The organism is Streptomyces griseochromogenes (assembly GCF_001542625.1).
Taxonomy (GTDB): Bacteria; Actinomycetota; Actinomycetes; order Streptomycetales; family Streptomycetaceae; genus Streptomyces; species Streptomyces griseochromogenes.
Map to the genome: position 1 here is coordinate 5,079,716 of NZ_CP016279.1, position 21,869 is coordinate 5,101,584.

Here is a 21,869-nt window from a genome sequence, read left to right on the forward strand (position 1 = left end):
CGTTAGGGCCTGTGTGATGTTGTGATCAGCCAGTTGCCTTCAGGAGGTCGGTGATCCAGATCATCGAGGCGCGGAGGTGGAGGCCGGCGAGGTAGCTCTCGGGCGTCTTGTCGTATCGAGTCGCGATGCCCCGCCAGGCCTTTAGCTTGTTGATCAGGCGCTCGACGGTGTTTCGCTCCTTGTGGAGATCGACGTCGCGGCGTGTGGGGCGGCCGCCCCGGCTGCCCTTCTTCTTCCGGTTGACGGCTTGGTCCTTCTTCTCCGGGATGACTGCCTTGATGTACCGTTTCCGCAGGTAGGAGCGGTTAGCGCGGGATGAGTAGGCCTTGTCCGCAGCGACCGCACCAGGCCGGGTTCGGGGTCGGCCGACGGGTAGACGGGCACGCACCTTCTCCAGCACGGGGAGAAACGGCGGGCTGTCTGCAGCCTGTCCTGCGGTCAGTACGAGGCATATCGGACGGCACTTGCGGTCTGCGGCGAGATGAGCCTTGCTCGTCAGCCCATCACGGGATCTGCCGAGCAGGGCTTCCTTCAAGCGGAGCTTGTGTCGCCGCCTGATGTGCCGCCGTGCTTCCCGCCCGGGGATGTCACTTTCGTCCTGCCCGTTCTGTTCCGGCGGGCCGCCCCTTTTTGCCGGGCCTGCTCCTGCTCGGCAGCGGCTTCCTCAAGGGCGTCCATGATCTCCTTGCCGATACGCATCCCGGCGGTGTCGTGGTGGGCGCGGGTGGTGGTGGAATCCACGCTGACCAGGGACAAGTCCGTCTTCCCCTTGCGGGCGGCTTCGGCGATCACACCTTCCGGCAGTGCGGTGAAGACGCCGGCGTCCCTCCACACCCGGAAGCGGCCGTAGACCGTCGGCCACGGGCCGAACTCGCCGGGCATCTCCCGCCACTGGCTGCTGGTGCGGAACCGCCAGATCACCCCCTCGAACTGCTGCCGCAGCCGCTTGGGGTGCGGACCGAACCCGCCGATCGGCAGGTAGGACTCGATGAACTTCCACTGCTCGTCGGTGAGTTGCCTACGCGTCACATCCAGTGACCTACCGGATCCACCCCCTGTACGGGAACGGAACCAAAAGAGTGATCACAACATCACACAGACCCTAATTCAATCATTGGTCGTGGGGTCGTGGGCGCGGCAAGTCCGCTCAGGAGATCGAGGCCTGCGGGGGCGGAGTCCAGGGGACGGTGACCGCGATATCGTGGAGGGCCACTGACGACCATCCCATCCCATGATCTGGCAGGAGATCCTAATTGTTGATCAGGGGGAGGGGAATTTTTCGTCGTACTCGCCAACGACGTTGTAATTCCGAGCCAGACCGAGGTCGTGCAGTTGAGAAATCTTACTCTGAGGGATGCCGCCCAGTGGAGTGGGGATGTCCGTCCGGTTCTTGTCTCCCTCGTTTCCGAAAGCGTAGCGTTTCCAAATTTGAACGCGAACAGTCGTGATCTTGTGACCACTCGCATCGTAAGTCTGCGTCGATGAAACTCGGTATTGGACGTCATGGAGCGCCCAGTACCAGTCGAGGTTGTCCTGACCCTTGATTTCCACATTGTGCCACCCGCTGTCGAAAGGGCCATCTTTCGCGCGGGCCGCAGCAAGGGCGGCGTTCACCTTTATGGCATACTCCGACGACGGACAATCCCTTAGAATCTGCATGGGGTCCACTTGGTAGTCGCTTCCCACATTGTCGAGCCAATGTTGAAGCATAGCGGCGGCATTAGCGAAGTGGTGTACATCACCCAGGTAGTATCGAGCGGCCATCCGGAGGTCGTCGTGGAGTTTTTGGTCCCCTGGAGTCACCCAATTCGCGCGCGAGCCCCAGACCGGCCCATCGTGCCCTTCGACCCATTTGGGGAGCGGGTCATCCGGACTGTATGCCTCGCTTGTGCGCGGATCGAATGACCATTTCTCCTTCTCATAGTTGTTCTGAATTGCTTTGTCGTCCGAGGTGATGATAGCGAGCAGAAGAGATGGCGGCCCGTCCGAGGTGCGGTGATCAGGGTAATGCACGTTACCCGTAGTCCCGCCCGCTTCTTCGAAGGCTTTGCCAACGATTCGGACTCGTTGATCGGTCAAGTATGCCGCCCGCACCTGCTTGATTATTTCCGCCTCCAAGCTTCCTCTCCCATATTTCCGTTCACCTACGAGAGCCATGACCCGGCTCACATCTATGTTCACTCCGTCTGGTTTGGGTCGAGCGCCGTAGAAGAAAGCATCCAACGCGCTCTGGAGGTTACGCCGAACCCAATCCTGTAAATCTCGCGCCGGGCCCACGCAGCTATCGGAATACAGGTAGAGATCTGCCGGGACGGCAGAAACATCACTCACTTGAAAGGCCCTTCAGTGAGCACCGCGATTTACCGAGCGCGCCTCGGCGGTGAGGTCAAGGACCGCACCCTTGATCGCCGAAATTTCTTCCTTGAGCTTCGTCAAATCTCTCTGCTCGGAACGGAACGCCCCTTCGAAATCTGAGCGTCTCGCTCCCTGCCAAACATCGCATGGGTTCGCGCCGAGCAGTTCCCGCCTCTTGTTTGTGCGGAGTTCGATCACCGCGCCGATTTTTGCATGCAAGGCCGTCAGTACCCCGACGAGGTTGTCAGCTGCAGCCCAGTCGTAGTTGACATTCTCGTACGGTTGCCCCATGGCGATCCTCCTGGTTGCCGGGAGAGACATCTGCGATCACGCGAACACATGTCCGTCAGAGCCGCCACCAATTCCTGCATGCCTCGCCGTGAGGATCGCAGAACTTGAACGCCAAGTCCTTGACGCGTAGTGCAAAGGTGTTGACGATGAGTGCATGATCGGTGGCATGAATCCAGGGCCTTGGGGAGAGTCTTGATCGTCCGGTTTGGTCACGGGGTTCGGTGGCGGGCGAGGACGGTTTCGGGTTGGGCTTGAGCACGTTCGCCGCTGGCGATGTTGGCCCAGCCCGCCCGGTGGAGGGTGGGGCGGGCCAGGTCGCGCGGGGCGCTCATGACGGCGGGGGTGTGAGGGCGGCACCGGTGCCGCCCAAATCGCGCGTCGCTTACGGCCTGGACGCCTCCAGCGGCAAGGTGCTGTGGCAGCTCCCAGTCAAGCAGGCCGACCGTATCGCTCCCAAGATCACCACAGCCTGGCACGGCCGCGTCTACGGTGGAACCGACCACGGTGCGATCGCCCTGGACGCCCGTAACGGCAAGGATCTCCTGGCTTCGTTCACTTCAAGTAGCAGCGTTTGTCCATCGGTTTGGGTGGCGACGGGCGGTCGGCGGGGCCGTGGATGTTCACGAGAAATGAAGTATCAAAGCCCGTCCTGACGCGGATACGCCACCGAGGCGTGCGCAGCGGCACTGGGCTGGTTCGCCGACGCACTTCCCGGCGAACCAGTGGTACTCGCCACCCAGAGCGCCAACGAGCGCTCGATGCGCCTGGCGGCGAAGCTTGGCTTCATCGAGGTAGAGCGGTTCGAGGCCTACGGCGCTGAGCAGTGGTTCGGCATGTGGTCCCGGTCGCGCTGTCCGAGTGAGGTCGTGCTTGGCGGTGTCCGCACTCATCGCGATGGAGCCGGGCGAGCGCGAGGAGATCAATCGAGGTTCAAGGATGGGTTCTCAGTGGGCATTTAGTACGCCAGTCAGAAATCGTTGCCTGAGCTGGTCCGCTTCGTTGGTCCGGGCATGGTGGGGATGGATGAAGCCGGTTTGTGGGCTGCGGAGTTGGACTCGGTGTTCGGACGGGTCGCGGGCCGGTTCTCAAGAGTGGGTCTGCGGTGGCGGATGCGGGACTACGTGCGCGGGCTGCTGGCTCCGGTGGAGCGGAAGAACGGCTGGCAGTTCGCCGAGTACGCAGGCCACCGCGGACCGGCGGGCTTCCAGCATCTGCTGAACGGTGCGTCCTTGGACGCTGACACAGTCCGGGACGACGTCCGGCAGTACATCGCCGAGTGCCTCGGCACCCGAGATGGAGTCCTGATCGTGGATGACACCGGCTTCCTGAAGAAGGGCACCACCTCCGTCGGCGTGCAGAGGGAGTACTCGGGCACGGCCGGCCGCACGCAGAACTGTCAGATCGGAGTCTTCGCCGCTTATGCCTCGGCCAAGGGCAGGGCACTGGTGGACCTGGAGCTGTATCTGCCGAAGTCGTGGGCCTCGGATACGGACCGGTGCCGAGTGGCGAAGGTCCCTGGCGGCAGCGGGTTCGCGACGAAAGGTGAGCTGGCCCGGGCGATGATTCTGCGGGCCCTGGCCTCATCTCTCTGCCGATCGTCTGGGTGACGGGCAACTGCGCCTACGGGCAGGAATGGCGCATGCGTCGCACCCTAGAAGAAGCCGGTGTCGGCTACGTCCTGGCGGTGCCGAAGTCGCAGCAACTGCATGCTCCCTTCGGCCGTATCGACCAGGCCATCGCCGATGCCCCCGACGAGGCATGGGAACGTCATTCCTGCGGCGACGGCGCCAAAGGCCCGCGTCTTTATTACTGGGCCGCCGCCCGTCTGCCGGCGATCAGCGTCTTCGACGGGGATCAGCCAACTCACCAGCGGTGGGTACTGGCCCGCCGCAGACTCGCCGGCGCGGACGAGATCGCCTACTACCTCGCCTACGCACCAGGCGGCACCAGCGTCGCCGACCTGGTCCGTGTCGCCGGCTCGCGCTGGGCGATCGAGGAAGCCTTCCAGGCCGCCAAGAACGAATGCGGCCTCGACCAATACGAGGTCCGCCGTTACCCAGGCTGGTCACCCTGGCCATGCTTGCCCACGCGTTCCTGGCCGTCGTCGCTGCCCCGACAACCGAAAGGGGGGGGCGGCAGAAACGACACCACCAGCACCATCCGCTTCACGGTGGCAGAGATCCGCAGACTCCTGGACACTCTCCTACCCCGCCCCACACCCCGCCTCGGACCAGTCACCCACGCCCTGAACTGGTCCCTCTGGCGCAGACAGCACCAGGCCATCACCCGCCGCTGCCACTACCGAAGAAGAACCAGCTCAGGCAACGATTTCTGACTGGAGTACTAGTAGGGCTTGGTCAGCTTCAGTCGTGAGTGGTGTGTCTGGTGGGCTGCGGGTGTCGTTGTGATGGTGTGACATCTGGGGAGATGGCCGAGGTCCGGGAGGACCTGGAGGCGTTCACGGCGGAGTTGTTCGACGGGTTCTTCCGTGCTGACCAGCGTCGGTGGGGGCAGGTGTACGTGCGCGGACTGCTGCTGGACGGACGGCGCAAGTCGGTGGAGCCGATGGCGGCGAGGCTGGGTGAGGACGGCAACCGGCAGGCTCTGGCGCACTTCGTGACGACCAGCCCGTGGAATCCGGCGCATGCGCAGGCTCGCCTGGCCTGGAAGATGCAGGACGCGATCGGGCCGGAGGCGTTGATCGTTGATGACACCGGCTTCCTCAAGGACGGGGACGCCTCGGCGTGCGTATCCACGCAGTACACCGGAACCGCTGGCAAGGTCACCAACTGCCAGGTGGGTGTGTCGCTGCACCTGGCCCACGACCGTGCCTCGGCCGCAATCGGCCGGCGGCTGTTCCTGCCCGCCTCCTGGGATCCCGTCTCCCCGGAGGCGGATCCGGCCAAGGTCGCCCGCCGCAAGCGGTGCGGTATCCCCGCTGGGTCCGGTCATGTGGAGAAGTGGCAGCTGGCCCTGGACATGATCGACGAGGCCCGCAGCTGGGGCGTCGACGTCCCACTGGTCCTCGCCGACGCCGGATACGGCGACGCCACCGCCTTCCGCCTGGGCCTGGAGGAACGCAAACTCACCTACGCCGTCGGCATCTCCTCCCGGCTCACCGCCCATCCGGCACACGCGCGGCCAATCACCCCGCCCTACCAGGGCACCGGCGGCCCGCCGGTGGCGACGTATCCGGACAAGCCGATGACGGTGAAGGAACTGGTCATTCAGGCCGGTCGGCCAGCGGCCCGGCCGGTGTCCTGGCGCGAGGGCTCCCAGCCGGGAAAGGGCCGCAGCGGCCTCAAGCGCATGTACTCCCGTTTCGTCGCCCTGCGCATCCGTCTCGCCGGACGCGAGATCCGCCAGGCCACCAAGGGCGCGGAACTTCCCGAGCGGTGGCTGCCGGCCGAATGGCCCGCCACCGAGAGCGAACCGGTGCAGTTCTGCCTGTCCAGCCTGCCCTCCGGCATGCCCCTGGCCACGCTGGTCCGCCTGGCCAAGCTCCGCCGGCGCATCGAGCACGACTACCGGGAGATGAAACAGGCCCTGGGACTTGCCCACTTCGAAGGCCGCACCCGGCAAGGCTGGCACCACCATGTCACCCTCGTCTCCGCCGCCCACGCCTTCTGCACCCTGCAACCGCTGACACGAGACCCAAAAGACACGGCGCAGGACTGAGCCTTTACCAAGTGGTCCGCAAAATGCAGACACTCCTCGCCACCTGGGCCGGCACCTGCCCCACCTGCCACCGCGACATACCCACCCCCATACGAACCAGACCAAGCCCTACTAGGGCCTGTGTGTTGTTGTGATCAGCCAGTCGCCGGGGACAGGCCTGGTACTCGGCGGCGGGGTGATCCGTTCGCAGCCGCTCGCGTGCCGTACCTGAACACCCTGTTGCCTGCGCGAGCGTGGTGTCATGGTGATGTGGATCCGGATGTATGACGAGGCCCGAGGCCTGTGGCAGTACTTCGAGGGTGATGAGGAGGGTTGGGTTCTCCGGCAAGTGGACTTGCGAGGCGATGACGGTACCCCGGTGACCGCCTCCTCCCTGGAGGAGGTTCTGCGGCTTCAGGAGCGTGCGGACATCGCCACTATGAGCCGGTACGAGCAGCGGTACGGCCTCGTCTCCGAGGGCAGGCTCACGGGGTGGGAGGAAGCACCGCGCGCCGGCGGGATCTCGGCCGAGGAGTTCGAGAGGGTGTGGCTGGACGCCCGGCGGACTCTGGGGGCCACCGCACCGGCCCGGGACACGGACAGGTGACGGCTGCCCCCGCGCCTGTTCCGTTGCTGCGAGTGGGCACCCGAGAGGTGTTTCTCCGGACTCCGCCTGTGGGCGGCGATCATCTGGATCCGCAGCCTTTGCCCCGCCTGGTGATCCCCACCGAAGACAGGCCCTGGTTCCTTCCTCGACTGCTGCGGGCTGTTGCCGTCGGAGAGCGGCGGGTCCAGGTGGAGGGCGCGCAGCGAAGCGGGGACGTATGACCTGGACGGGCGGCGAGCGACAGCCGCATTCGGCCCGCGAAGAACGCAGTGGCATCCGAAGTCGTCTGGAAACGGCGTCGGTGCGCACTGACACAGCCATCAACAGGCGCGTTGCGCGGAACGCACATCATTCTGTACTCGTGGGCAATGAGGTTTTCTCAGTGAAGATCATTTCCAGTGCCCGTTGAGAACAAGTGCGGCGCGGGCTATGTCGCCGATTCTGCTGGGGCTGAGGGTGACGTGCTTGAGGGTTCGCCAGCGTTCCTTCAGTTCCGCCCGGTCCGCTCGCCGCGCGCCCTCACGTGTCTGATCAGCGCATTCGTGGCTCGGATTCTTCGGGCCAGGGTGGTCTCGGAGCGGCCTTTGGGGCGGCGTACGGGCACGTGAATGCCGATGCCAGTGCCGATAGCCCCCTTGTCGGCGAGTGTGGGAATCTCGTCGGCGGCGGCTTTGTACAGCGCGGGCAGCACGTGGATGCGGCCGAGGTTGATGTCCGGGGTGGAACCCGGCTCGACGTCGGAGACCCACAACGGGGTGCCGTCCGGCTCGGCCAGGAACTGAATGTTGCCGCCGAAGCTCTTGTGCTTCTGGGAGAACCACATGTCGTTGCCGTTCTCCCGGACGCTGGCCGGCCGGTCGCAGGCGATCGGCGTGCCGTCCAGCACCACGTGTGTCATCCCCTGGGCGCGGCAGAGGTCCAACACCTCGTGTGGATCAGGAGCCTGGGCGGCCGGCACACTGATGCCCTCATGGAGATAGCGGTAGCCGGTGGCCTGCGAGATCCCGGCGTCCCGAGCCAGCCAGTGCACGCAGCCGTGCTCTCGGGACCAGCGCAGCACCAGTACCGTCTGGCGGAACGGGCCCGGGGCGCGAGAGTCCGTCGGCGTGCCGGTCCCGCGCCGGTGGGCGGCCGGCAACCGGGCGAGGAACTCCAAATGTGGCGTGGGACGTCGAGCGCGGCAGCATAGGTGACCAACGTGAAGCCTCTGATTCGAGCGGACATGGTCTTGGCAGACCATTCCTGCCAGAGGCTTCACGCCTGCCCGGCCTCGTGGCTCACCCGTAGATCATTTCGCCGGCGAAGCCTCAGTGGGAAAGAGCCACGCTGCGCTCGGCCCCAGGTCTTGCCGGCCGGTTCTTTGATGGTGTGGTTGATCCGGTTGAAGGAGTTGGTCAGCGCGAACTCCAGGTTGATCGCGCCGATCTGCCGGCCCGGCCAGACTCGCGCTCATGGACCTGCCGACCCCGGTGTGACTCCCTGCCGGCGAAGGACGCGCATACGCGAAGTGGTCCATGCCTGATCCCGCGGAGACGCTGAACTTACTGAAAGTGAACCCGTGATGTCGGCGATGGTGCTCCTGGGGCCGTCGCCGACATCACGTGGAAGCCGCCGGGGTCGGTGTCAGTGGACCGGTTCGAGATGGTCGGCGCCCGGGCGCCCGGCGCTCAGGTGGGCGGTGAGGAAGCGGGCGGCGCGGTCGAGTGCGGCGTCCGCCTCGTTGAGGCGGCCGTAGTGGTGCTGGAAGACGTGGGGGAGGCCGGGGCCGATTTCGAGCGTGACCTCGACGCCGTCGGCGCCCGCGCGGGCGGCCAGCCGGACCGCGTCGTCGAGGAGCACCTCGTTCGCCCCGACCTGCACGAGGAGTGGGGGCAGTCCGGTGAGGTCGGCGAACACCGGGCTGGCCAGGGGATGAGCCCTGTCGCCTGCGCCGACGTAGAGATCGGCGTAGGCGCGCACGTCGGCCTCTGTGAAAATGGGGTCGGCGCTCTCCTTGGAACGGATGCTTCCTCCAGCGAGGGTGAGGTCGGCCCAAGGGGAGAAGACGACCACGGCGGCTGGTTGCGGCAGCCCGGCCTTGCGGGCGGCGAGCAGCGTGGCGATGCTCAATCCGCCACCGGCGGAGTCGCCGGCCATGACGAGGTCCCGTGGGTCGGTGCCCGACGCCAGCAGCTCGCGGTAGGCCGCGAGCCCGTCGTCGACAGCCGCGGGGAAGGGGTGCTCGGGTGCCAGCCGGTAATCCACCGACGTCGCGCGCAGCCCGGCGCGGCGGGCCAGTTCGCCGACCAGCCCTGCGTGGGTGTCCGGTGAGCCGATGACGTAGCCGCCGCCGTGCAGATAGAGCAGTCGGCCGCGGCCGGAGGCTTCGGCCGGCTCCAGCTCCAGGGTCGGCCGCCCGCCCAGGACGGTCCTGCGGGTGACCACGCCCTCCGGTGCGGGGCGGGTGATGGCCGCGGTGAAACCGCTGCGCTGCTCCTCGGGAGTGGGCCGCGTCTCGCTGCGGGGGGCGGAGCGGAGTATGGCGTCCAGGGCGTCGCGCTGCTGTCGGGACATGTGGGGCCTCCATGGGTCGGGGTGCGAGGATGGATTCCTGGGAATCCACCTGCCCGACTCCAACCGGATTCCAAGGAAGATGATTCCCGGGAATCTACTGGAAGGCTAATGTGAGCCATATCACTCCGATCTTCGCCGATCTGGTCCGCGTCGAGACCCGGCTCTACAACGCGGTGGGCGCCCGGTTGCGCGCCGAACAAGGGCTGGGGCTGGGACAGTTCGAGCTTTTGGAGATCATCGACCGCGTGCCGGGGTGCCGCGTGCTCGACATCGTCGGCGAACTGGCGATCACCGTGGGGGCCGTCAGCAAGGCGGTCGACCGGCTGGTGACTGCGGGCTGGTGCCTGCGGGTCGCGCACCCCCAGGACCGCCGCTCGTCCGTCCTCCGCCTCACATCCGCGGGTGAGGAGCAGTTGTCCGCTTCCCGCCCCATTGTCGAAAGCGAGCTCATCTCACTGACCGCGGCGGTTCCCCCTGAGGACCTGGCCCGCATCGCCTCAACCCTGGCCATCCTTCGCGCAACCCTCGAGGCGGGCCCCACGGCCGGCCGGGATGAGGGGACATGACCCGCGAATGGCATCCGGCCCCCCCAGAGTTGAGTGACACTGCTTGGCCCCGCAAGGCCGACATCACGAATTCAATTTCAGTAGCCCCTGAGAAAACCTCGCTGGTTCAACCCCCGCATCAGACAGTCCGCACGAAAAGGAGAAAGTGTCTTATGTGGCGAGAGCTCGCGTCAGAGTTCCCTGACGTGGAGCTGCGGGACGCGGTCGATCCCGATGTCCTGGCCGCGATCGAGGAGCAGCTTGGCCAGCCGCTTCCCGAGTCCTTGCGTGAGCTCCTGACCGAGACCGATGGGATCGGAGGGGACTATGGGACGGAGGTTGTCTGGACGGCCGAGAAGATCCTGGGAGAGAACCAGTCCTTCCGTACCAACGAGCAGTTTCGCAACCTGTACATGCCGTTCGACGCCTTCATGTTCTTCGGTGACAACGGTGGCGGCGACCAATTTGCCTTCGTGCGTACCCCGGCCCGCGATGAAATCTCCGTATGGGATCACGAAACGGACAGCCGCACCTGGGTTGCATCGTCGCTGGAGAGCTATGTGCGCAGCGCCCTTGGCGGCGACGGCGAAGACTGGTACCGCACTGATTGATCGGTGGGGGAGCGATGCCGTTGCTGGTGTTGTGACATCCCGCCTGGCGGAGAGGGCGGCATTCGAGCCTGCCTGGGCCCCTTGAGGCGCGACCGCGAGGCATGCTCCTGCGAACCCGCGCCGGCCGTGACAAGGCCGCGCCCGGCCGCTGGATCCACAACCCGACCACGAAACAGAAGAAATACCGAGGAGCTGGCCGTCCAGTCCTGTGGCAGACACGATATTCGATGCCGCCCTGAAAGGGTGCGGGGGAACGGACAGGCAGGACTCGCAGCTCAGGCTGCCACTTATCGAACACCCAGCGGGGTAGGAGGTGTTGAGGTATGGTCGGTGAGCGTCCCGGTCCCCGGGGCTCAACGCTTGTGCGGGTTGCAGCGTGATGCGACTGTCCGAGTCGATGTTGAACCCCCAGGAGAAGCCTGATCCGGCCCTGCGGCACCTGGCACCCAGGGTGCATATTCACTTGGGCGGCTCTCGCCCGGACTACCGTTGATACCGAGCCTCGGCCTTGGCCCGGAACTTCTCGAACTTCTCCGGCCGGTACCGCTGATGCCACAACACATTCAGCGCCGCCAGGCCGCTCAGCAGCACGATGCCGAGTACCCAACCGATCACCATTGGCCAGCTGTGATGCTGGGCAATGTTCGTGATTGCCGCAAAAGCGGCAACTCCGATCACAACGAGAGCCTGCCGTAGCCACCATCTTCGAGACATGCCCCGCACCCTAAACGCCCGCAGGCTGTCAGCGATCAAGGAGATTCAACCGTGCCCCAGGACCGCTTTGCGGGATTTGGGGCCGAACGGGCTACACCACTCGGTGGGGGTGGTTCCAGCGCAGGAAACGCTGCCACCGCTCTGTGTAACGACGGCGCCTACTCCTACGCCGCGCACCATCAGGGCGCCTGCTCGCACCACGGGGCGTGGCCATCTTCTACAGGTAGGCCCGTAGGGGGCGACGAACTGCCCGACCGGCGGTATTGGCCGGTCAGGCGGGGCCTTAGGTGTCAGCATTTTCGGAAGGGACCCGATGATAGGCCTTGCCGTTTCGCTAGCCTCGGGCTTTCATATGCTGGGCCGTCCGGATGATGGCCAGGCAAGCGAAAAGTGACCCTGACCAGCAAGAATGAGGATTGCCGAGGTCTTTGTTCCCGCCCGCGCCGGAGGTGCTTTCCAGGTGAAGCAGCGTATCGGTTTCTATCCTCGTGTCCGTACCGAGGGCGGCGGGCGGGCTGTGGTGTCCCAAGCCGACGGCGTGCTGCTGGTCGAGACGGTCCGTAGGACCGGCCTGGACCAGGTGATCTTGGCGGCACTTGCGCCGTGGCGACGGCCCTGAGCGGTGCACGATCCGGGCAAGGTCTTGCTGGATGTGGCCCTGGCGGTGGCGCTGGGTGGGGACTGTCTGGCCGATGTGGGCGCGCTGCGCGCGGAGCCGGCGGTGTTCGGGCCGGTGGCCTCTGGCGCGACCGTCTCCCGCCTAGTCGATACGCTCGCCGCGGCTGACGTCAAGGCCATCACGGCCCTGTGTGCCGCGCGGGCCAAGGTCCGCGAGCGGGTGTGGCAGTTGGCCGGTCCTGCGGCGCCGGACGCCGACGGCCAGGTCACCGTGGATATCGACGGGGTGCTGGTCGTCGCCCACTCTGACAAGCAGGACGCCGCTGCGACCTGGAAGAAGACTGATGGCCACCACCGCTGATGGCCTTCGTCGACCACGGCCGAGGCGGCACCGGCGAGCCGGTGGCCGCGCTGCTGCGCCCCGGAAACGCGGGCGGCAATACCGCCGCCGGCCACATCACCACCGCCCGCCTCGCCCTGGCCCAGTTGCCGAAGCACTATCGCCGCGGACGGCAGACCCTGATCCGCACCGACTCCGGCAGCGGCACCCACGAGTTCGTCGCGTGGCTCGCCCAGCGCGGCCGGTGGCTGTCGTACTCCGTCGGCATGACCATCACCGACGCCATCCACGCAGCCGTGCTGCATGTGCCCGCCGACGCCTGGACCCCGGCGGTGGAACCCGACGGCGAGATCCGCGACGGCGCCTGGACGGCCGAACTGGCCGGGGACTGCCTCGCCGGCTGGCCCAAGGGCATGCGGCTGATCGTGCGCAAGGAACGCCCCAACCCCGGCGCCCAGTTGCGCTTCACCGACGCCGATGGCATGCGGCTGACCTGCTTCGCCACCAACACCATAGACATCCCGATCGCCCAACTGGAGCTACGGCACGGCCAGCGGGCCCGGGCCGAGGACCGCATCCGCGCCGCCCGCGCCACCGGCCTGCGCAACCTGCCGCTGCACGAGGCCGCGCAGAACCGGATCTGGCTGGAGATCGTTTCCCTCGCCCTCGACCTGCTCGCATGGATGCCGATGCTCGCCCTGACCGGCAAGCCGAAACTGTGGGAGCCCCGCCGCCTGCGGCTGCGACTGTTCTCCGCCGCTGCTCAACTGGTTACCACCGCACGTCGCCGACATCTACGCTTCGCCGACCACTTGCCCTGGACCGACATCATCACCAGTGCGATCCACCGCCTCGCCGCGTTACCCAACCCCGGCTGACCAGCGCAGCGCCCAACCCCGACGACCGTGATCAACCCACCCGGAGCCGTGGAATCCGGCGCTCACCCGACGCGTCAGCCGGGCCATCGACCTGCACACAGGCCGAACTGCACCATCCTCGAAGCCAAAGAGGGGCCGTCAGCACACTGACGGCCCGTCACGAAACATAGGCAAGGACTCCAGCCCCCATTACCTGCTGGGCGAGCCGGGCAAGACACTTGCCCGCCAGTGCGGCGAGGATGAATCCGCGCGGTGCTTGTGTTGAACTGCGCAACACAATCCGCACGCGACGACAGGTGGACCACGATGCCTCTTGAGGGCGAGTACGAGCCGAGTCCGGCGCAGTGGGTGCGCGACCAGGTCGAATTGTATGAGGGTTCGGGCGGCACGCAAGGGACGACGCTCTGGGACACGGGCCTGCCCGTCGTCATTCTCACGACTCGCGGCGCGAAGAGCGGCAAGATCCGCAAGATCCCGCTGATGCGCGTCGAGCACGAGGGGCGTTACGCGGCCGTGGCCTCGAAGGCCGGCTTCCCGCGTCACCCGGTCTGGTACTTCAACGTCAAGTCCGACCCACATGTGGAGCTGCAGGACGGATCCATACGCCAGGACATGACGGCCCGTGAGATCACCGGAGACGAGAAGGCCGAGTGGTGGGAACGAGCGGTCGCCGCGTATCCGCCGTACGCCGAATACCAGGAGAAGACCGACCGTGTGATCCCCGTCTTCGTGCTGGAGCCCGCGTCCGTGGCAGGGACGGCAGACGCCCTACCGTCGTGAACGAGGACCTGATCTGCGCGGCCCACGATCTGATGCGCAACAAGGTCCGACAAAGCTGCAGGCCCCTCACACAGGATCGAGGCTGGTCCGGCTGTCTCTGCGGCTCTGCTTCGGGACGGTCGACATGATGTTCTGGATGTGCAGCCCCGGAAAGGCGGCCCCCGGGACCCGCCGTGTCGTTTGGCTCTACGGGGCTGCGGCGGCTCTCCGCTGTGGTCGGTACGGACGGGGCGTGCTGACGATCTGACTTTCCGCTCGATCAGGTAGAGCCGCGACCGGTTCCCGGGCGGGTTGCTTGTGGGAGTCGCTACGAGGGGTCCGGCGCATAACTGTTGACGGGAGTGAGTACCGCTGACATATCCGGAGGAAGCCCTCCTACATGCAGGGACTCTGCTGGACACCTATGACCTACGCGGCCGAAGCGGCCAACGGCTACGAGTCGGGCACGACCTTGATCGTCACCAGCAGTCAGGCCCGTTCCAGTATCTGGGTGGGTGCCGAGGCGGTGCCCATTCGCCCAGCCCACGTTGCTGCCGGCAGCCGAGAAGTACGGGACCGAGGCTGGGAATGAACCAGGGCCGGGTTTCCTTTCCAGCTCGCCCGATCCGCAGGGTTCATCGCCCAGCCATGAGGCAAAGCGAAGAAGGGCAACCCGTCTCGGTCGAACTGCCGCAGAGGCTCCAGGCCTGGTTCGCCGAGCATGAGGAACGCTTGCAATCCTGCGGAATCACGGGTGTCGTCCAGTCGTCGCCCGAGGACGGACGAACCAGGACCAGCACCTGGATGACGCTCGAAAACGATGGCTTCGTCGCCGTGCTCACCGTCGGGAGCAGCGGGGAAGCCGAGCTTGAGTACGGGGACGTGGCAACAGGCCAGGTCCGACAACAGCACTGGGATCTCTGCGCCTTCCAGGACCTCCTCGACGCCATCGAGACCATCCACTATCGGATCCGCATAAAGGGCGAGCCGTCCCTGGAAGGGCGACATCCGGCGAGTTCGAGAAAGCCTGGGCCGAATTCCTTGCCAGATTGCAGCCCGACCCCGCCGACCTCTCGGTGTTCCGAGGGCTTCTTGGCATCATTTCGGCATGGCCCCAGTTCTTCCCCGCACTGTCCGAGCCGTCGACACCGCTCAGCTCCTGGACCTGGCCCAAGAGGCCGCCATGCACGGCTTTAGCCAGCGTCTCCCGGTTGACTGGCTCCAAGAGCACCTCGCCGCAGAGGCGACGCACTACCTGTTCCCTACGCTCGTGCAGCGGCTCACGCACCGTCCCGAGGCGCCGCTGCAGTGGAGGTGCCAGCAACTGCTGACCGTCAGCACCGGCGAACAGATCTGGGGTCTCCTCGATGTCCTTCCCGACACCTTCGACAAGATCCCCGAGACCTTGGACACGGCGTCCAAGAAGGACATCGTCAGCCGCATCGAACAAGCAGTGACCGTGCGTGCATGGGTGGAACGGATGGCTGCCGATGCAGGTTCGTGACACCTCCGGGCGGCTGCAGCCTGCTGGACCGTCTGAGGAAATGACACCGCTCTGAGACAGCCGCCAGCCGACACGTCGTGAGGCTGAGAGGGTGATACGTGAGCTGATGTCGGTTCTGTCGTCGTCTGAACGTGTAGCTCTGCGGACCTGTGGCTGATCACGGGGCTCGGCTGTGCTGAAGCGGCTCCGTGAGCGACCGCAACAGAAGCCCTACGAGAGCGACTTGCTGTGCAGCCTGACCGGGAGCTGCCGGCGTGCTGACAGCGGCCAGGGGAAGGCTTGGCGATGCCCGATCAGGACATCGAATGTGAGAGCTGTCCGTGCCCCGAAGCCGCTTCACTGCCACGTGGCGGAGCTCCTGACCACGCCAGACAGCCGATTGCGAACGGGCTATGCCAATCGGGCCGGGCCCTTGCTCCCGTCCCGGTCCGAGCGATCCGGTGCCCCCGGAGGTGCTGGACAGCGCCCACCGCCCGCCAGGCCGCCGCGCCCGGCGAGCGGGCCGCCGCCCAGATGCTCCACCTGCACTTCGACGAACCCCTGCGGACGCGGCCTACCGAGCGCTGCCGATGTTGCGGTCGCCGTCGGTGCCCTGGAGCATCAGGGTGGTCTCCTCGATGCGCCGGAAGCGCCCGTCGGCGGCGAACTCGCCGAAGAGGTAGACCTCCATGCGGACGGAGGAGCCGTCGGTCTTGTCGACATCGATGATGTGCCGGTCGGCGTACAGGTCGCCCTGCACGAGTTCGTCCAGCACCCGGATCGAGCCACCCGCGACGATGCCGCGCAGGTGGGCGATGTGGGCCGTGAACTCGCTGCGGTCGTCCCAACGGCCGTCGGTGCGCTGGCGGTAGTCCGGGGCGAAGTGCCGGTCCACGGCCTCGGACAGCTCCAGCCCCGGCGTGAAGAGCAGATCGGTCATGGCGGAGACGACGTCGGTACGGAAGGCGGTGGTGGTCATGGCGGTCCTCACAGAAGGGTCGGGGAACACGGGTTCCCGGATCAGAGATTTGCGTGCGTTGAGCACGCATCTGAAGAGTACTACAGATTGCGTGCGCAGCGCACGCTAGTCTGGAGGGCATGCCGAACGATGTAGGACACGAGATCGCCGACGCACTGGCAGCGCTGCTCAAGCGCGACACCCGGACACAGCTGTACCAACGCCTGACCGAGGGCCTGGGCGACGCCGTGGACGAGACCACCTACCCCGTCCTCAGCGGGCTGGCCCGCACCGGCCCGCGCAGCGCCGCCGACCTCGCCGGCGAGATCGGCCTGGACCGCTCCGGCGTCACCCGCCGCGCCACCCGCCTGGAGAACGCCGGCCTCCTGCACCGCGATCCCGACCCCCGCGACCGGCGCGCCACCCTGCTCGCGCTCACCGAGGCCGGGCAGCAGACCGTGGACGTCACCCGACGCCGCCTCGCCGCGCACATCGAGGCATCCCTGGCCTCCTGGCCGCCCGCCGAAGCCCGCACCTTCGCCCACCACCTCCAGCGCTTCGTCACCGACGGCCCCTTCACCTGATCCGGAATGGGAACCTGACGCCACCCCACCCGCTCGGGGCGGCGCCTCGGCCCGGGGCGCGGGCCTTGCGCTCGGCCGCGTCGCCGCCGCACCGCAACGCCGGGATGCCCCTCACCCGCCCGACTCGACCATGCGGCGTCCGAGCGAGATCCGGGCGCGATTCTCTGGCTGTCCATCCGATCGAGACGGCACATCGCATCCGCACGCACCAGTCCAGACCGGCTGAGATTTCGGTGCGCCACCCGTCTCAAGGAGGCGGCCGCCGCCGGCCAGGCCGCCAAAACCTGATGTGGCACCGGAGCCTGGCCGGAGCCGGGAGAACAGGGCAGTGACCAGCTCCCCGCCGCGCGGCCTGCACTCCCTGATCCCCACCCGCCCACCAGGCCGCCACCCCGGGCAAGCGCGCCGCCGCCCAGATGCACCACCTGCGCACCGCCACCAACCCGGCGCCGGTGCTGGCCCCGGCCGCCGAACTGAACGCCGCCCACCTGGACGACCCCGACCCAGTCACCCGCGAAGCCACCACCGACGTCCACACCCGCCCGACCACCGCCCTGGAGGATCCGCCCCCAGCCGGTGATCACCCGTCTTACCGAAATGACCGACGCTGGCGATCTCCGAGGTCGAATGTCGTTGGCTGCGGCTCTTGCAAGGGATGGTGATTCGAGGATGCGCGGCGATCACGAGCCACGCTGTACCCACTGCGGTCGTGTTTCTTCACGCTCGGCTCGTGGGGCGGCCTGCTTGGACACTCCACCGTCGCACACCCGAGTGCGCCGACCGGCTACGTGCTCCGGCTGGCTTGCAAGCGGCGCCGTACCCCGCTCTGTGCGGGACTGCTGGAGCTGACCGAGCCCCGCAGGCCGTCTGTCCAGCGGGAACTCTTCTTCACGACCGCTAGCCGACTGGCCTTTCGGCCTGGGGAAGGCCGGCGATGATCAGGTCGAGGGCGAATTCGAAGCGCTGGTCGAAGTTGTCGGGGCCGACGTACGGCAGGACCTCGGCCAGGGCCGGGTAGGTGTCGGCCGGGACTTGGTCCGGGAGGAGGGCCGGTGCGGTTTCCTGGGCGGCCTGCTGTTCCTGGGTGAGGCCCAGGGTCAGGTAGAAGATCGTCCAGTGGGTCCACGCGGCCGTGCGCGGAGAGTGGCCGGCCGCCAGCAGGGTGGCGATCACGGTGTCGGCGTAGCGCAGCGTGCGGGGCTCGGCTGCGAAGACGCCCGCGACCATTCTGGCGGCGTCGCGGTGGGAGAGTAGCGCCGCGCGGCAGCGGCGGCTCAGTTCCTTGAGCCGGTCGGGGAACGCCTCGGGCAGCGGCTCGTCGAGACAGTGTGCGAGGAGTTCGTCGGAGGCGAGTTCGAGCAGGCGGCCCTTGCTGGAGGCGTGCCAGCGGACGGTGTTGTGCTGCACGCCGAGCCGGGCCGCGACGGCGCGCATGGTCACGCCGTCCAGCCCGTGCTCGTCGAGGACTGCCAGCGTGGCAGCGACGATCTCGCCCCGTGTCGTACCCATCCGATGCGCCTTCCTGGTCGACTTCCGAACCCCTATTGTCCAATGGACAATTATAGGGCATGCTCATCCTTATCCAATGGACAAGGCTGAGAGGAAGTGGTTGTCATGCTCGACGTGCTCATCGCCGGGGCCGGCCCGGTGGGGCTCTGGCTGGCCGCGGAGTTGCGCCTGCATGGGGTGGAGGTGACCGTCGTGGAACGCCGGGCGGCACCGGACGGACGGTCGCGCGCTGTCGGTATGCAGGCCGGCACGCTGGACACCTTCGCCACCCGCGGACTCGCGGAGCGGTTCATCGAACGGGGCACCCCGGTGCCGACCGGCCACTTCGGGGCGGCGACCACCCGGCTGGACTTCTCCACAGTCGGGGCGGTGCACCCGTTCATGCTGGCGCTCGGTCAGTCCGTCACCGAACAGCTCCTGGAAGAGCACGCGGTTGCCGTGGGCGCCCGGGTACTGCGCGGGGAGGAGGTCGTCTCGCTCACTCAAGGGCCGGACGCCGTGGAGGCGGTGGTCCGGGCCGGCGGCACCCACCGGACCGTGCGGGCCCGCTGGGTGGTGGGCTGCGACGGCACCCGCAGTGCGGTGCGCCAGGCGGCCGGCATCGACTTCCCCGGTCAGGACACCACGCTGACCGGGTGGCTCGCCGACGTCGAGCTCGACGACCCGCCCACCGCGCCGCTCGCCGCCACCGGGCCGGCCGGTTCGTTCCTGGCGGCCCCGATCGGCGACGGCGTCCACCGGCTGGCGGGCCTCTCCACGGCCACCATGCACCACGGCGCCGGTGAACCACTGACTCTGGAGGAGGTGCGCGAGCAGACCCGCACGCTACTGGGACGGGACCTGGGCATCGGCAACCCCCGGTGGCTGTCGCGCTACGGCAACGCCACCCGCCAGGCCGCACGGTACCGAGCCGGACGGGTGCTGCTGGCCGGAGACGCGGCGCACATGTTCTTCCCGGCCGGTGGCCAGGGCATGAACCTCGGCATCCAGGACGCCACCAACCTGGGCTGGAAGCTGGCCGCCACTCTCCAGGGCCGGGCGCCCGACGGACTGCTCGACAGCTACGACACGGAGCGCCGGCCGGCCGCCCGCGCCGTCATCGACAACACCCGCGCGCAGCTCGCCCTGTTCGCCGCGGCGAGCCCGGAGCAGATCGCGCTGCGCGAGGTCTGGTCCGCCGCGCTGGCCGAACCGCAGACCAACCGCCAGTGGGCCCGCCGGATCGCCGGCTTCGACGACCCGATCCCCGCCGACACCGCACCCGGCTCGCACCCGCTGAACGGCACGCGACTGGCCGGCCTCGCCCTGGACACGGCCGACGCACCCACCGCCCACCCGTTGATGCACCACGGCCGGCCACTGCTGCTGGACCTCGGCGGGACGCGGACGCCGTGTTCCGCGGGCGGTCTGGAACAGCGGACGGTCACCGTCAACATCGAAGCGGCGGACCCGATCTGGCGGGACGTCACCGCCGTTCTGATCCGACCGGACGCCCGGATCGCCTGGGCCAGCGCCGACACCGACCCCCAGCGCCGGGCCGCGGACTGCCTCACCGCCCTGCGCACCCTGTGCCGCTGAGCGCGCTCGGGGAGCCCACCCGCCGGACCCGCTCGGCGCCCCTCTCTAACGGAGCAGGCCGGATCAGCGCGTGACTCCCCAGCCCCAGCGGGGGCACCCCCATCCATGCGTGCATCGCAAGGCGGGACACCTCCCGGCCGAAGGCTGGAGGCGTGCGTGTTCTGGGGGCTCACCCCGGCCAGAGGCTAGTAGGGCTTGATCAGGTAGGTGCGGCGGTTGGTATGTTGCGGTGGCAGGCTGGACAGGCGCCGGCCTAGAGCACGAGGAGTGTCTGCAAGTCGCGGACGACCTGGTAGAGGCTCAGACCGGCGCCGAGTCTTTGGGGGACTGTGCCAGCCGTTGCAGGGTGCAGAAGGCGTGGGTGAGAAAGACGAGCGTGACGTGGTGATGCCAGCCTGTCCTGGTGCGGCCCTCGAAGTGGGCAAGTCCCAGAGCCTGCTTCATCTCTCGGTAGTCGTGCTCGATCCTCCAGCGGAGCTTGGCCAGGCGGACCAGGGTGGTCAGCGGGATGTCAGCGGGCAGGTTGGAGAGCCGAAACTGCACAGGCTCGCTGGTGATTTGACGCCCGCTTTGCCCTTTCGGTTGGGGCAAGCGGCCTGGTCGCGGGCTCGCGGGGCGGCTATGGCCGGGGCCGGGTGAATAACCCCTGCCCGGTCTCGGCCAGGATCCCGCGCTCGGCCAGCCGCTTGAGCTTCAGGCGGACGTTGTTGATGTTGTTGGGAGCGATCTCCACCTCCATCGCCTCGCACACCGCCCGGGCCCGCAACGGTGCTTCGGCTGCGGCGAACACCGCCATGATCTGCTGATAGGCCGGATGGTCCGGCAGCTCCGCCGACGGCGGAGCGGGCGGCCGCTGGGAACGACGCGACGACATCCACGAAGCCTTCCTCGGCCTCACCACCTGCCTGATCACCCACCGACACGTCCGGCGCCTTTGTCAGGGCCTCTTAGTACTGGCTCAACGACCTCGCGGAGCTCTAAGAGGTCATCTCATTTGGGGTGTTCGATAGGCTCCAGATGTGGGGATCGTTGAGCGGCTTGTGCCGGATGAGCTGTGGGAGTTGTTCCAGCGAGTGGTTCCGGAGGCGCCGAGTCGGCCTCAGGGTGGTGGCCGGCGCCGGCACGGCGACCGGGAGGTGTTGGCTGCGATCGTGTTCGTGGCCACGTCGGGCTGCACGTGGCAGCAACTGCCGTCCGCCTCGTTCGGGCTTTCAGGGCCCACGGCTCACCGGCGCTTCGCCGAGTGGTCGAAGGCCCGGGTGTGGGCGAAGCTCCATCGCCTGGTCCTCGACGAACTCGGCTCTCGCGGTGAACTGGACTGGTCTCGCTGCGCGATCGACTCGGTGAACATGCGAGCCCTGAAAAAGGGGACCTGACAGGTCCGAATCCGGTGGATCGCGGCAAGTACGGTTCAAAGATCCACTTGATCACCGAGCGTACCGGGCTGCCCCTGTCCGTCGGGATATCCGGTGCCAACCTGCACGACAGCCAGGCCCTCGAACCGCTCGTGCGAGGCATCCCACCCATTCGCTCCCGGCGCGGACCGCGCCGACGACGGCCCGCCAAACTCCACGGCGACAAAGGCTACGACTACAACCACCTGCGCCGATGGTTACGCAGCCGCGGCATCCGACATCGCATCGCCCGCAAAGGCATCGAGCCCTCCACACGGCTGGGCCGCCACCGCTGGACGATCGAACGCACCATGGCCTGGCTCGCCGGATGCCGCCGCCTCCACCGCCGCTACGAACGCAAAGCCGAACACTTCCTGGCCTTCACCAGCATCGCCTGCACCCTCATCTGCTACCGCAGACTCACCAAATGAGATG

The 21,869-nt window shown here is 67.2% G+C and carries 19 protein-coding genes and 6 pseudogenes; 13 read left to right on the forward strand and 12 right to left on the reverse strand.

Features of this window, described 5'->3' with window-relative positions:
* Positions 1–25: 25 nt before the first annotated feature.
* From AVL59_RS48710 to AVL59_RS55645, 4 genes and pseudogenes are all read right to left on the reverse strand, one after another.
* Positions 26–1,029, reverse strand: a pseudogene (locus AVL59_RS48710) (IS5 family transposase).
* Between the two features lie 231 nt (positions 1,030–1,260).
* Positions 1,261–2,118 (reverse strand): hypothetical protein, encoded by an 858-nt coding sequence (locus AVL59_RS52320; protein WP_159399987.1) that lies wholly within the window; start codon positions 2,116–2,118, stop codon positions 1,261–1,263.
* Between the two features lie 225 nt (positions 2,119–2,343).
* Positions 2,344–2,646 carry a hypothetical protein gene (locus AVL59_RS52325; protein ID WP_159399988.1) on the reverse strand — a complete coding sequence of 101 codons (303 nt, stop codon included), beginning with the start codon at positions 2,644–2,646 and terminating at the stop codon, positions 2,344–2,346.
* 209 nt (positions 2,647–2,855) lie between these two features.
* Positions 2,856–2,978 (reverse strand): hypothetical protein, encoded by a 123-nt coding sequence (locus tag AVL59_RS55645; RefSeq protein ID WP_257785098.1) that lies wholly within the window; start codon positions 2,976–2,978, stop codon positions 2,856–2,858.
* Between the two features lie 321 nt (positions 2,979–3,299).
* On the opposite strand from AVL59_RS55645, the pseudogene AVL59_RS54580 reads away from it, so the two are divergent.
* The 4 genes and pseudogenes from AVL59_RS54580 to AVL59_RS21655 form a co-directional block, all read left to right on the forward strand.
* Positions 3,300–3,488, forward strand: a pseudogene (locus tag AVL59_RS54580) (GNAT family N-acetyltransferase); the annotation flags it as partial.
* A 171-nt stretch (positions 3,489–3,659) separates the two neighbouring features.
* A pseudogene (locus AVL59_RS21645) lies at positions 3,660–4,895 on the forward strand (IS701 family transposase).
* Positions 4,896–5,073: 178 nt separating this feature from the next.
* Positions 5,074–6,324, forward strand: coding sequence for an IS701 family transposase (locus AVL59_RS21650; protein ID WP_067306975.1), 1,251 nt, complete (start codon positions 5,074–5,076; stop codon positions 6,322–6,324).
* 358 nt (positions 6,325–6,682) lie between these two features.
* Positions 6,683–6,910 carry a hypothetical protein gene (locus AVL59_RS21655; protein ID WP_237281594.1) on the forward strand — a complete coding sequence of 76 codons (228 nt, stop codon included), beginning with the start codon at positions 6,683–6,685 and terminating at the stop codon, positions 6,908–6,910.
* A gap of 389 nt (positions 6,911–7,299) precedes the next feature.
* On the opposite strand, the pseudogene AVL59_RS21660 reads toward AVL59_RS21655, so the two are convergent.
* Both AVL59_RS21660 and AVL59_RS21665 read right to left on the reverse strand, forming a co-directional pair.
* Positions 7,300–8,107, reverse strand: a pseudogene (locus AVL59_RS21660) (transposase family protein).
* 426 nt (positions 8,108–8,533) lie between these two features.
* The gene (locus tag AVL59_RS21665; RefSeq protein WP_067306980.1) at positions 8,534–9,463 is read right to left on the reverse strand and encodes an alpha/beta hydrolase; all 930 of its coding nucleotides are present in this window, start codon (positions 9,461–9,463) and stop codon (positions 8,534–8,536) included.
* 110 nt (positions 9,464–9,573) lie between these two features.
* Here AVL59_RS21665 and AVL59_RS21670 point away from each other — a divergent pair, with 110 nt between their 5' ends.
* The gene (locus AVL59_RS21670; RefSeq protein ID WP_067306983.1) at positions 9,574–10,029 is read left to right on the forward strand and encodes a MarR family winged helix-turn-helix transcriptional regulator; all 456 of its coding nucleotides are present in this window, start codon (positions 9,574–9,576) and stop codon (positions 10,027–10,029) included.
* Positions 10,030–10,214: 185 nt separating this feature from the next.
* Entirely contained in the window at positions 10,215–10,619 is a 405-nt protein-coding gene (locus AVL59_RS21675) for an SMI1/KNR4 family protein (protein ID WP_237281595.1), read from the forward strand.
* Positions 10,620–11,102: 483 nt separating this feature from the next.
* On the opposite strand, the gene AVL59_RS52330 is transcribed toward AVL59_RS21675, so the two are convergent.
* Positions 11,103–11,297, reverse strand: a complete 195-nt coding sequence (locus AVL59_RS52330; RefSeq protein WP_159399989.1) for a hypothetical protein — start codon at positions 11,295–11,297, stop codon at positions 11,103–11,105.
* A gap of 87 nt (positions 11,298–11,384) precedes the next feature.
* Here AVL59_RS52330 and AVL59_RS54590 point away from each other — a divergent pair, with 87 nt between their 5' ends.
* The 3 genes and pseudogenes from AVL59_RS54590 (at position 11,385) to AVL59_RS21685 (ending at position 13,949) form a co-directional block, all read left to right on the forward strand.
* Positions 11,385–11,705 (forward strand): DUF3761 domain-containing protein, encoded by a 321-nt coding sequence (locus AVL59_RS54590; protein ID WP_237281596.1) that lies wholly within the window; start codon positions 11,385–11,387, stop codon positions 11,703–11,705.
* A gap of 88 nt (positions 11,706–11,793) precedes the next feature.
* Positions 11,794–13,169, forward strand: a pseudogene (locus tag AVL59_RS21680) (IS1380 family transposase).
* Between the two features lie 306 nt (positions 13,170–13,475).
* On the forward strand, positions 13,476–13,949 hold the full coding sequence (locus AVL59_RS21685) for a nitroreductase family deazaflavin-dependent oxidoreductase (protein WP_067306989.1): 474 nt from the start codon (positions 13,476–13,478) through the stop codon (positions 13,947–13,949).
* Positions 13,950–14,417: 468 nt separating this feature from the next.
* On the opposite strand, the gene AVL59_RS52335 is transcribed toward AVL59_RS21685, so the two are convergent.
* Positions 14,418–14,936: a hypothetical protein gene (locus AVL59_RS52335; RefSeq protein WP_159399990.1), complete on the reverse strand. Its 519-nt coding sequence runs from the start codon at positions 14,934–14,936 to the stop codon at positions 14,418–14,420.
* A gap of 100 nt (positions 14,937–15,036) precedes the next feature.
* Here AVL59_RS52335 and AVL59_RS21690 point away from each other — a divergent pair, with 100 nt between their 5' ends.
* Positions 15,037–15,432, forward strand: a complete 396-nt coding sequence (locus AVL59_RS21690) for a hypothetical protein (protein ID WP_067306991.1) — start codon at positions 15,037–15,039, stop codon at positions 15,430–15,432.
* 553 nt (positions 15,433–15,985) lie between these two features.
* Here AVL59_RS21690 and AVL59_RS21695 read toward each other — a convergent pair.
* Positions 15,986–16,390, reverse strand: a complete 405-nt coding sequence (locus AVL59_RS21695; protein WP_067306994.1) for a nuclear transport factor 2 family protein — start codon at positions 16,388–16,390, stop codon at positions 15,986–15,988.
* A 119-nt stretch (positions 16,391–16,509) separates the two neighbouring features.
* On the opposite strand from AVL59_RS21695, the gene AVL59_RS21700 reads away from it, so the two are divergent.
* Positions 16,510–16,953 carry a MarR family winged helix-turn-helix transcriptional regulator gene (locus tag AVL59_RS21700; RefSeq protein ID WP_067306998.1) on the forward strand — a complete coding sequence of 148 codons (444 nt, stop codon included), beginning with the start codon at positions 16,510–16,512 and terminating at the stop codon, positions 16,951–16,953.
* Between the two features lie 897 nt (positions 16,954–17,850).
* On the opposite strand, the gene AVL59_RS21705 is transcribed toward AVL59_RS21700, so the two are convergent.
* Positions 17,851–18,462 (reverse strand): TetR/AcrR family transcriptional regulator C-terminal domain-containing protein, encoded by a 612-nt coding sequence (locus AVL59_RS21705; RefSeq protein WP_067307001.1) that lies wholly within the window; start codon positions 18,460–18,462, stop codon positions 17,851–17,853.
* Positions 18,463–18,567: 105 nt separating this feature from the next.
* On the opposite strand from AVL59_RS21705, the gene AVL59_RS21710 reads away from it, so the two are divergent.
* A complete protein-coding gene (locus AVL59_RS21710) occupies positions 18,568–20,040 on the forward strand; it encodes an FAD-dependent monooxygenase (protein WP_067307004.1) in 1,473 nt (490 codons plus the stop codon).
* A gap of 300 nt (positions 20,041–20,340) precedes the next feature.
* On the opposite strand, the pseudogene AVL59_RS21715 reads toward AVL59_RS21710, so the two are convergent.
* A pseudogene (locus tag AVL59_RS21715) lies at positions 20,341–20,586 on the reverse strand (transposase); the annotation flags it as partial.
* A gap of 73 nt (positions 20,587–20,659) precedes the next feature.
* Positions 20,660–20,914 (reverse strand): hypothetical protein, encoded by a 255-nt coding sequence (locus AVL59_RS50650; RefSeq protein WP_099053101.1) that lies wholly within the window; start codon positions 20,912–20,914, stop codon positions 20,660–20,662.
* A 151-nt stretch (positions 20,915–21,065) separates the two neighbouring features.
* Between AVL59_RS50650 and AVL59_RS48745 the strand changes: the two genes are divergently transcribed.
* Positions 21,066–21,865, forward strand: a protein-coding gene (locus tag AVL59_RS48745) for an IS5 family transposase (RefSeq protein WP_237281881.1) whose coding sequence is annotated in 2 segments (ribosomal slippage) — positions 21,066–21,401 and positions 21,404–21,865 — 798 coding nt in all. Because the reading frame shifts where the segments join, the coding sequence is not laid out codon by codon here.
* Positions 21,866–21,869 lie beyond the last annotated feature (4 nt).

What these genes read in the sequence shown, in the direction of transcription:
- AVL59_RS50650 (WP_099053101.1), bottom strand. Translation starts at nt 20,914, where the DNA reads ATGTCGTCGCGTCGTTCCCAGCGGCCGCCCGCTCCGCCGTCGGCGGAG.
- AVL59_RS55645 (WP_257785098.1), bottom strand. Translation starts at nt 2,978, where the DNA reads ATGAGCGCCCCGCGCGACCTGGCCCGCCCCACCCTCCACCGGGCGGGC.
- AVL59_RS52325 (WP_159399988.1), bottom strand. Translation starts at nt 2,646, where the DNA reads ATGGGGCAACCGTACGAGAATGTCAACTACGACTGGGCTGCAGCTGAC.
- AVL59_RS21685 (WP_067306989.1), top strand. Translation starts at nt 13,476, where the DNA reads ATGCCTCTTGAGGGCGAGTACGAGCCGAGTCCGGCGCAGTGGGTGCGC.
- AVL59_RS21710 (WP_067307004.1), top strand. Translation starts at nt 18,568, where the DNA reads ATGCTCGACGTGCTCATCGCCGGGGCCGGCCCGGTGGGGCTCTGGCTG.
- AVL59_RS52335 (WP_159399990.1), bottom strand. Translation starts at nt 14,936, where the DNA reads ATGTCGCCCTTCCAGGGACGGCTCGCCCTTTATGCGGATCCGATAGTG.
- AVL59_RS21665 (WP_067306980.1), bottom strand. Translation starts at nt 9,463, where the DNA reads ATGTCCCGACAGCAGCGCGACGCCCTGGACGCCATACTCCGCTCCGCC.
- AVL59_RS21650 (WP_067306975.1), top strand. Translation starts at nt 5,074, where the DNA reads ATGGCCGAGGTCCGGGAGGACCTGGAGGCGTTCACGGCGGAGTTGTTC.
- AVL59_RS21700 (WP_067306998.1), top strand. Translation starts at nt 16,510, where the DNA reads ATGCCGAACGATGTAGGACACGAGATCGCCGACGCACTGGCAGCGCTG.
- AVL59_RS21695 (WP_067306994.1), bottom strand. Translation starts at nt 16,390, where the DNA reads ATGACCACCACCGCCTTCCGTACCGACGTCGTCTCCGCCATGACCGAT.
- AVL59_RS21690 (WP_067306991.1), top strand. Translation starts at nt 15,037, where the DNA reads ATGGCCCCAGTTCTTCCCCGCACTGTCCGAGCCGTCGACACCGCTCAG.
- AVL59_RS21705 (WP_067307001.1), bottom strand. Translation starts at nt 18,462, where the DNA reads ATGGGTACGACACGGGGCGAGATCGTCGCTGCCACGCTGGCAGTCCTC.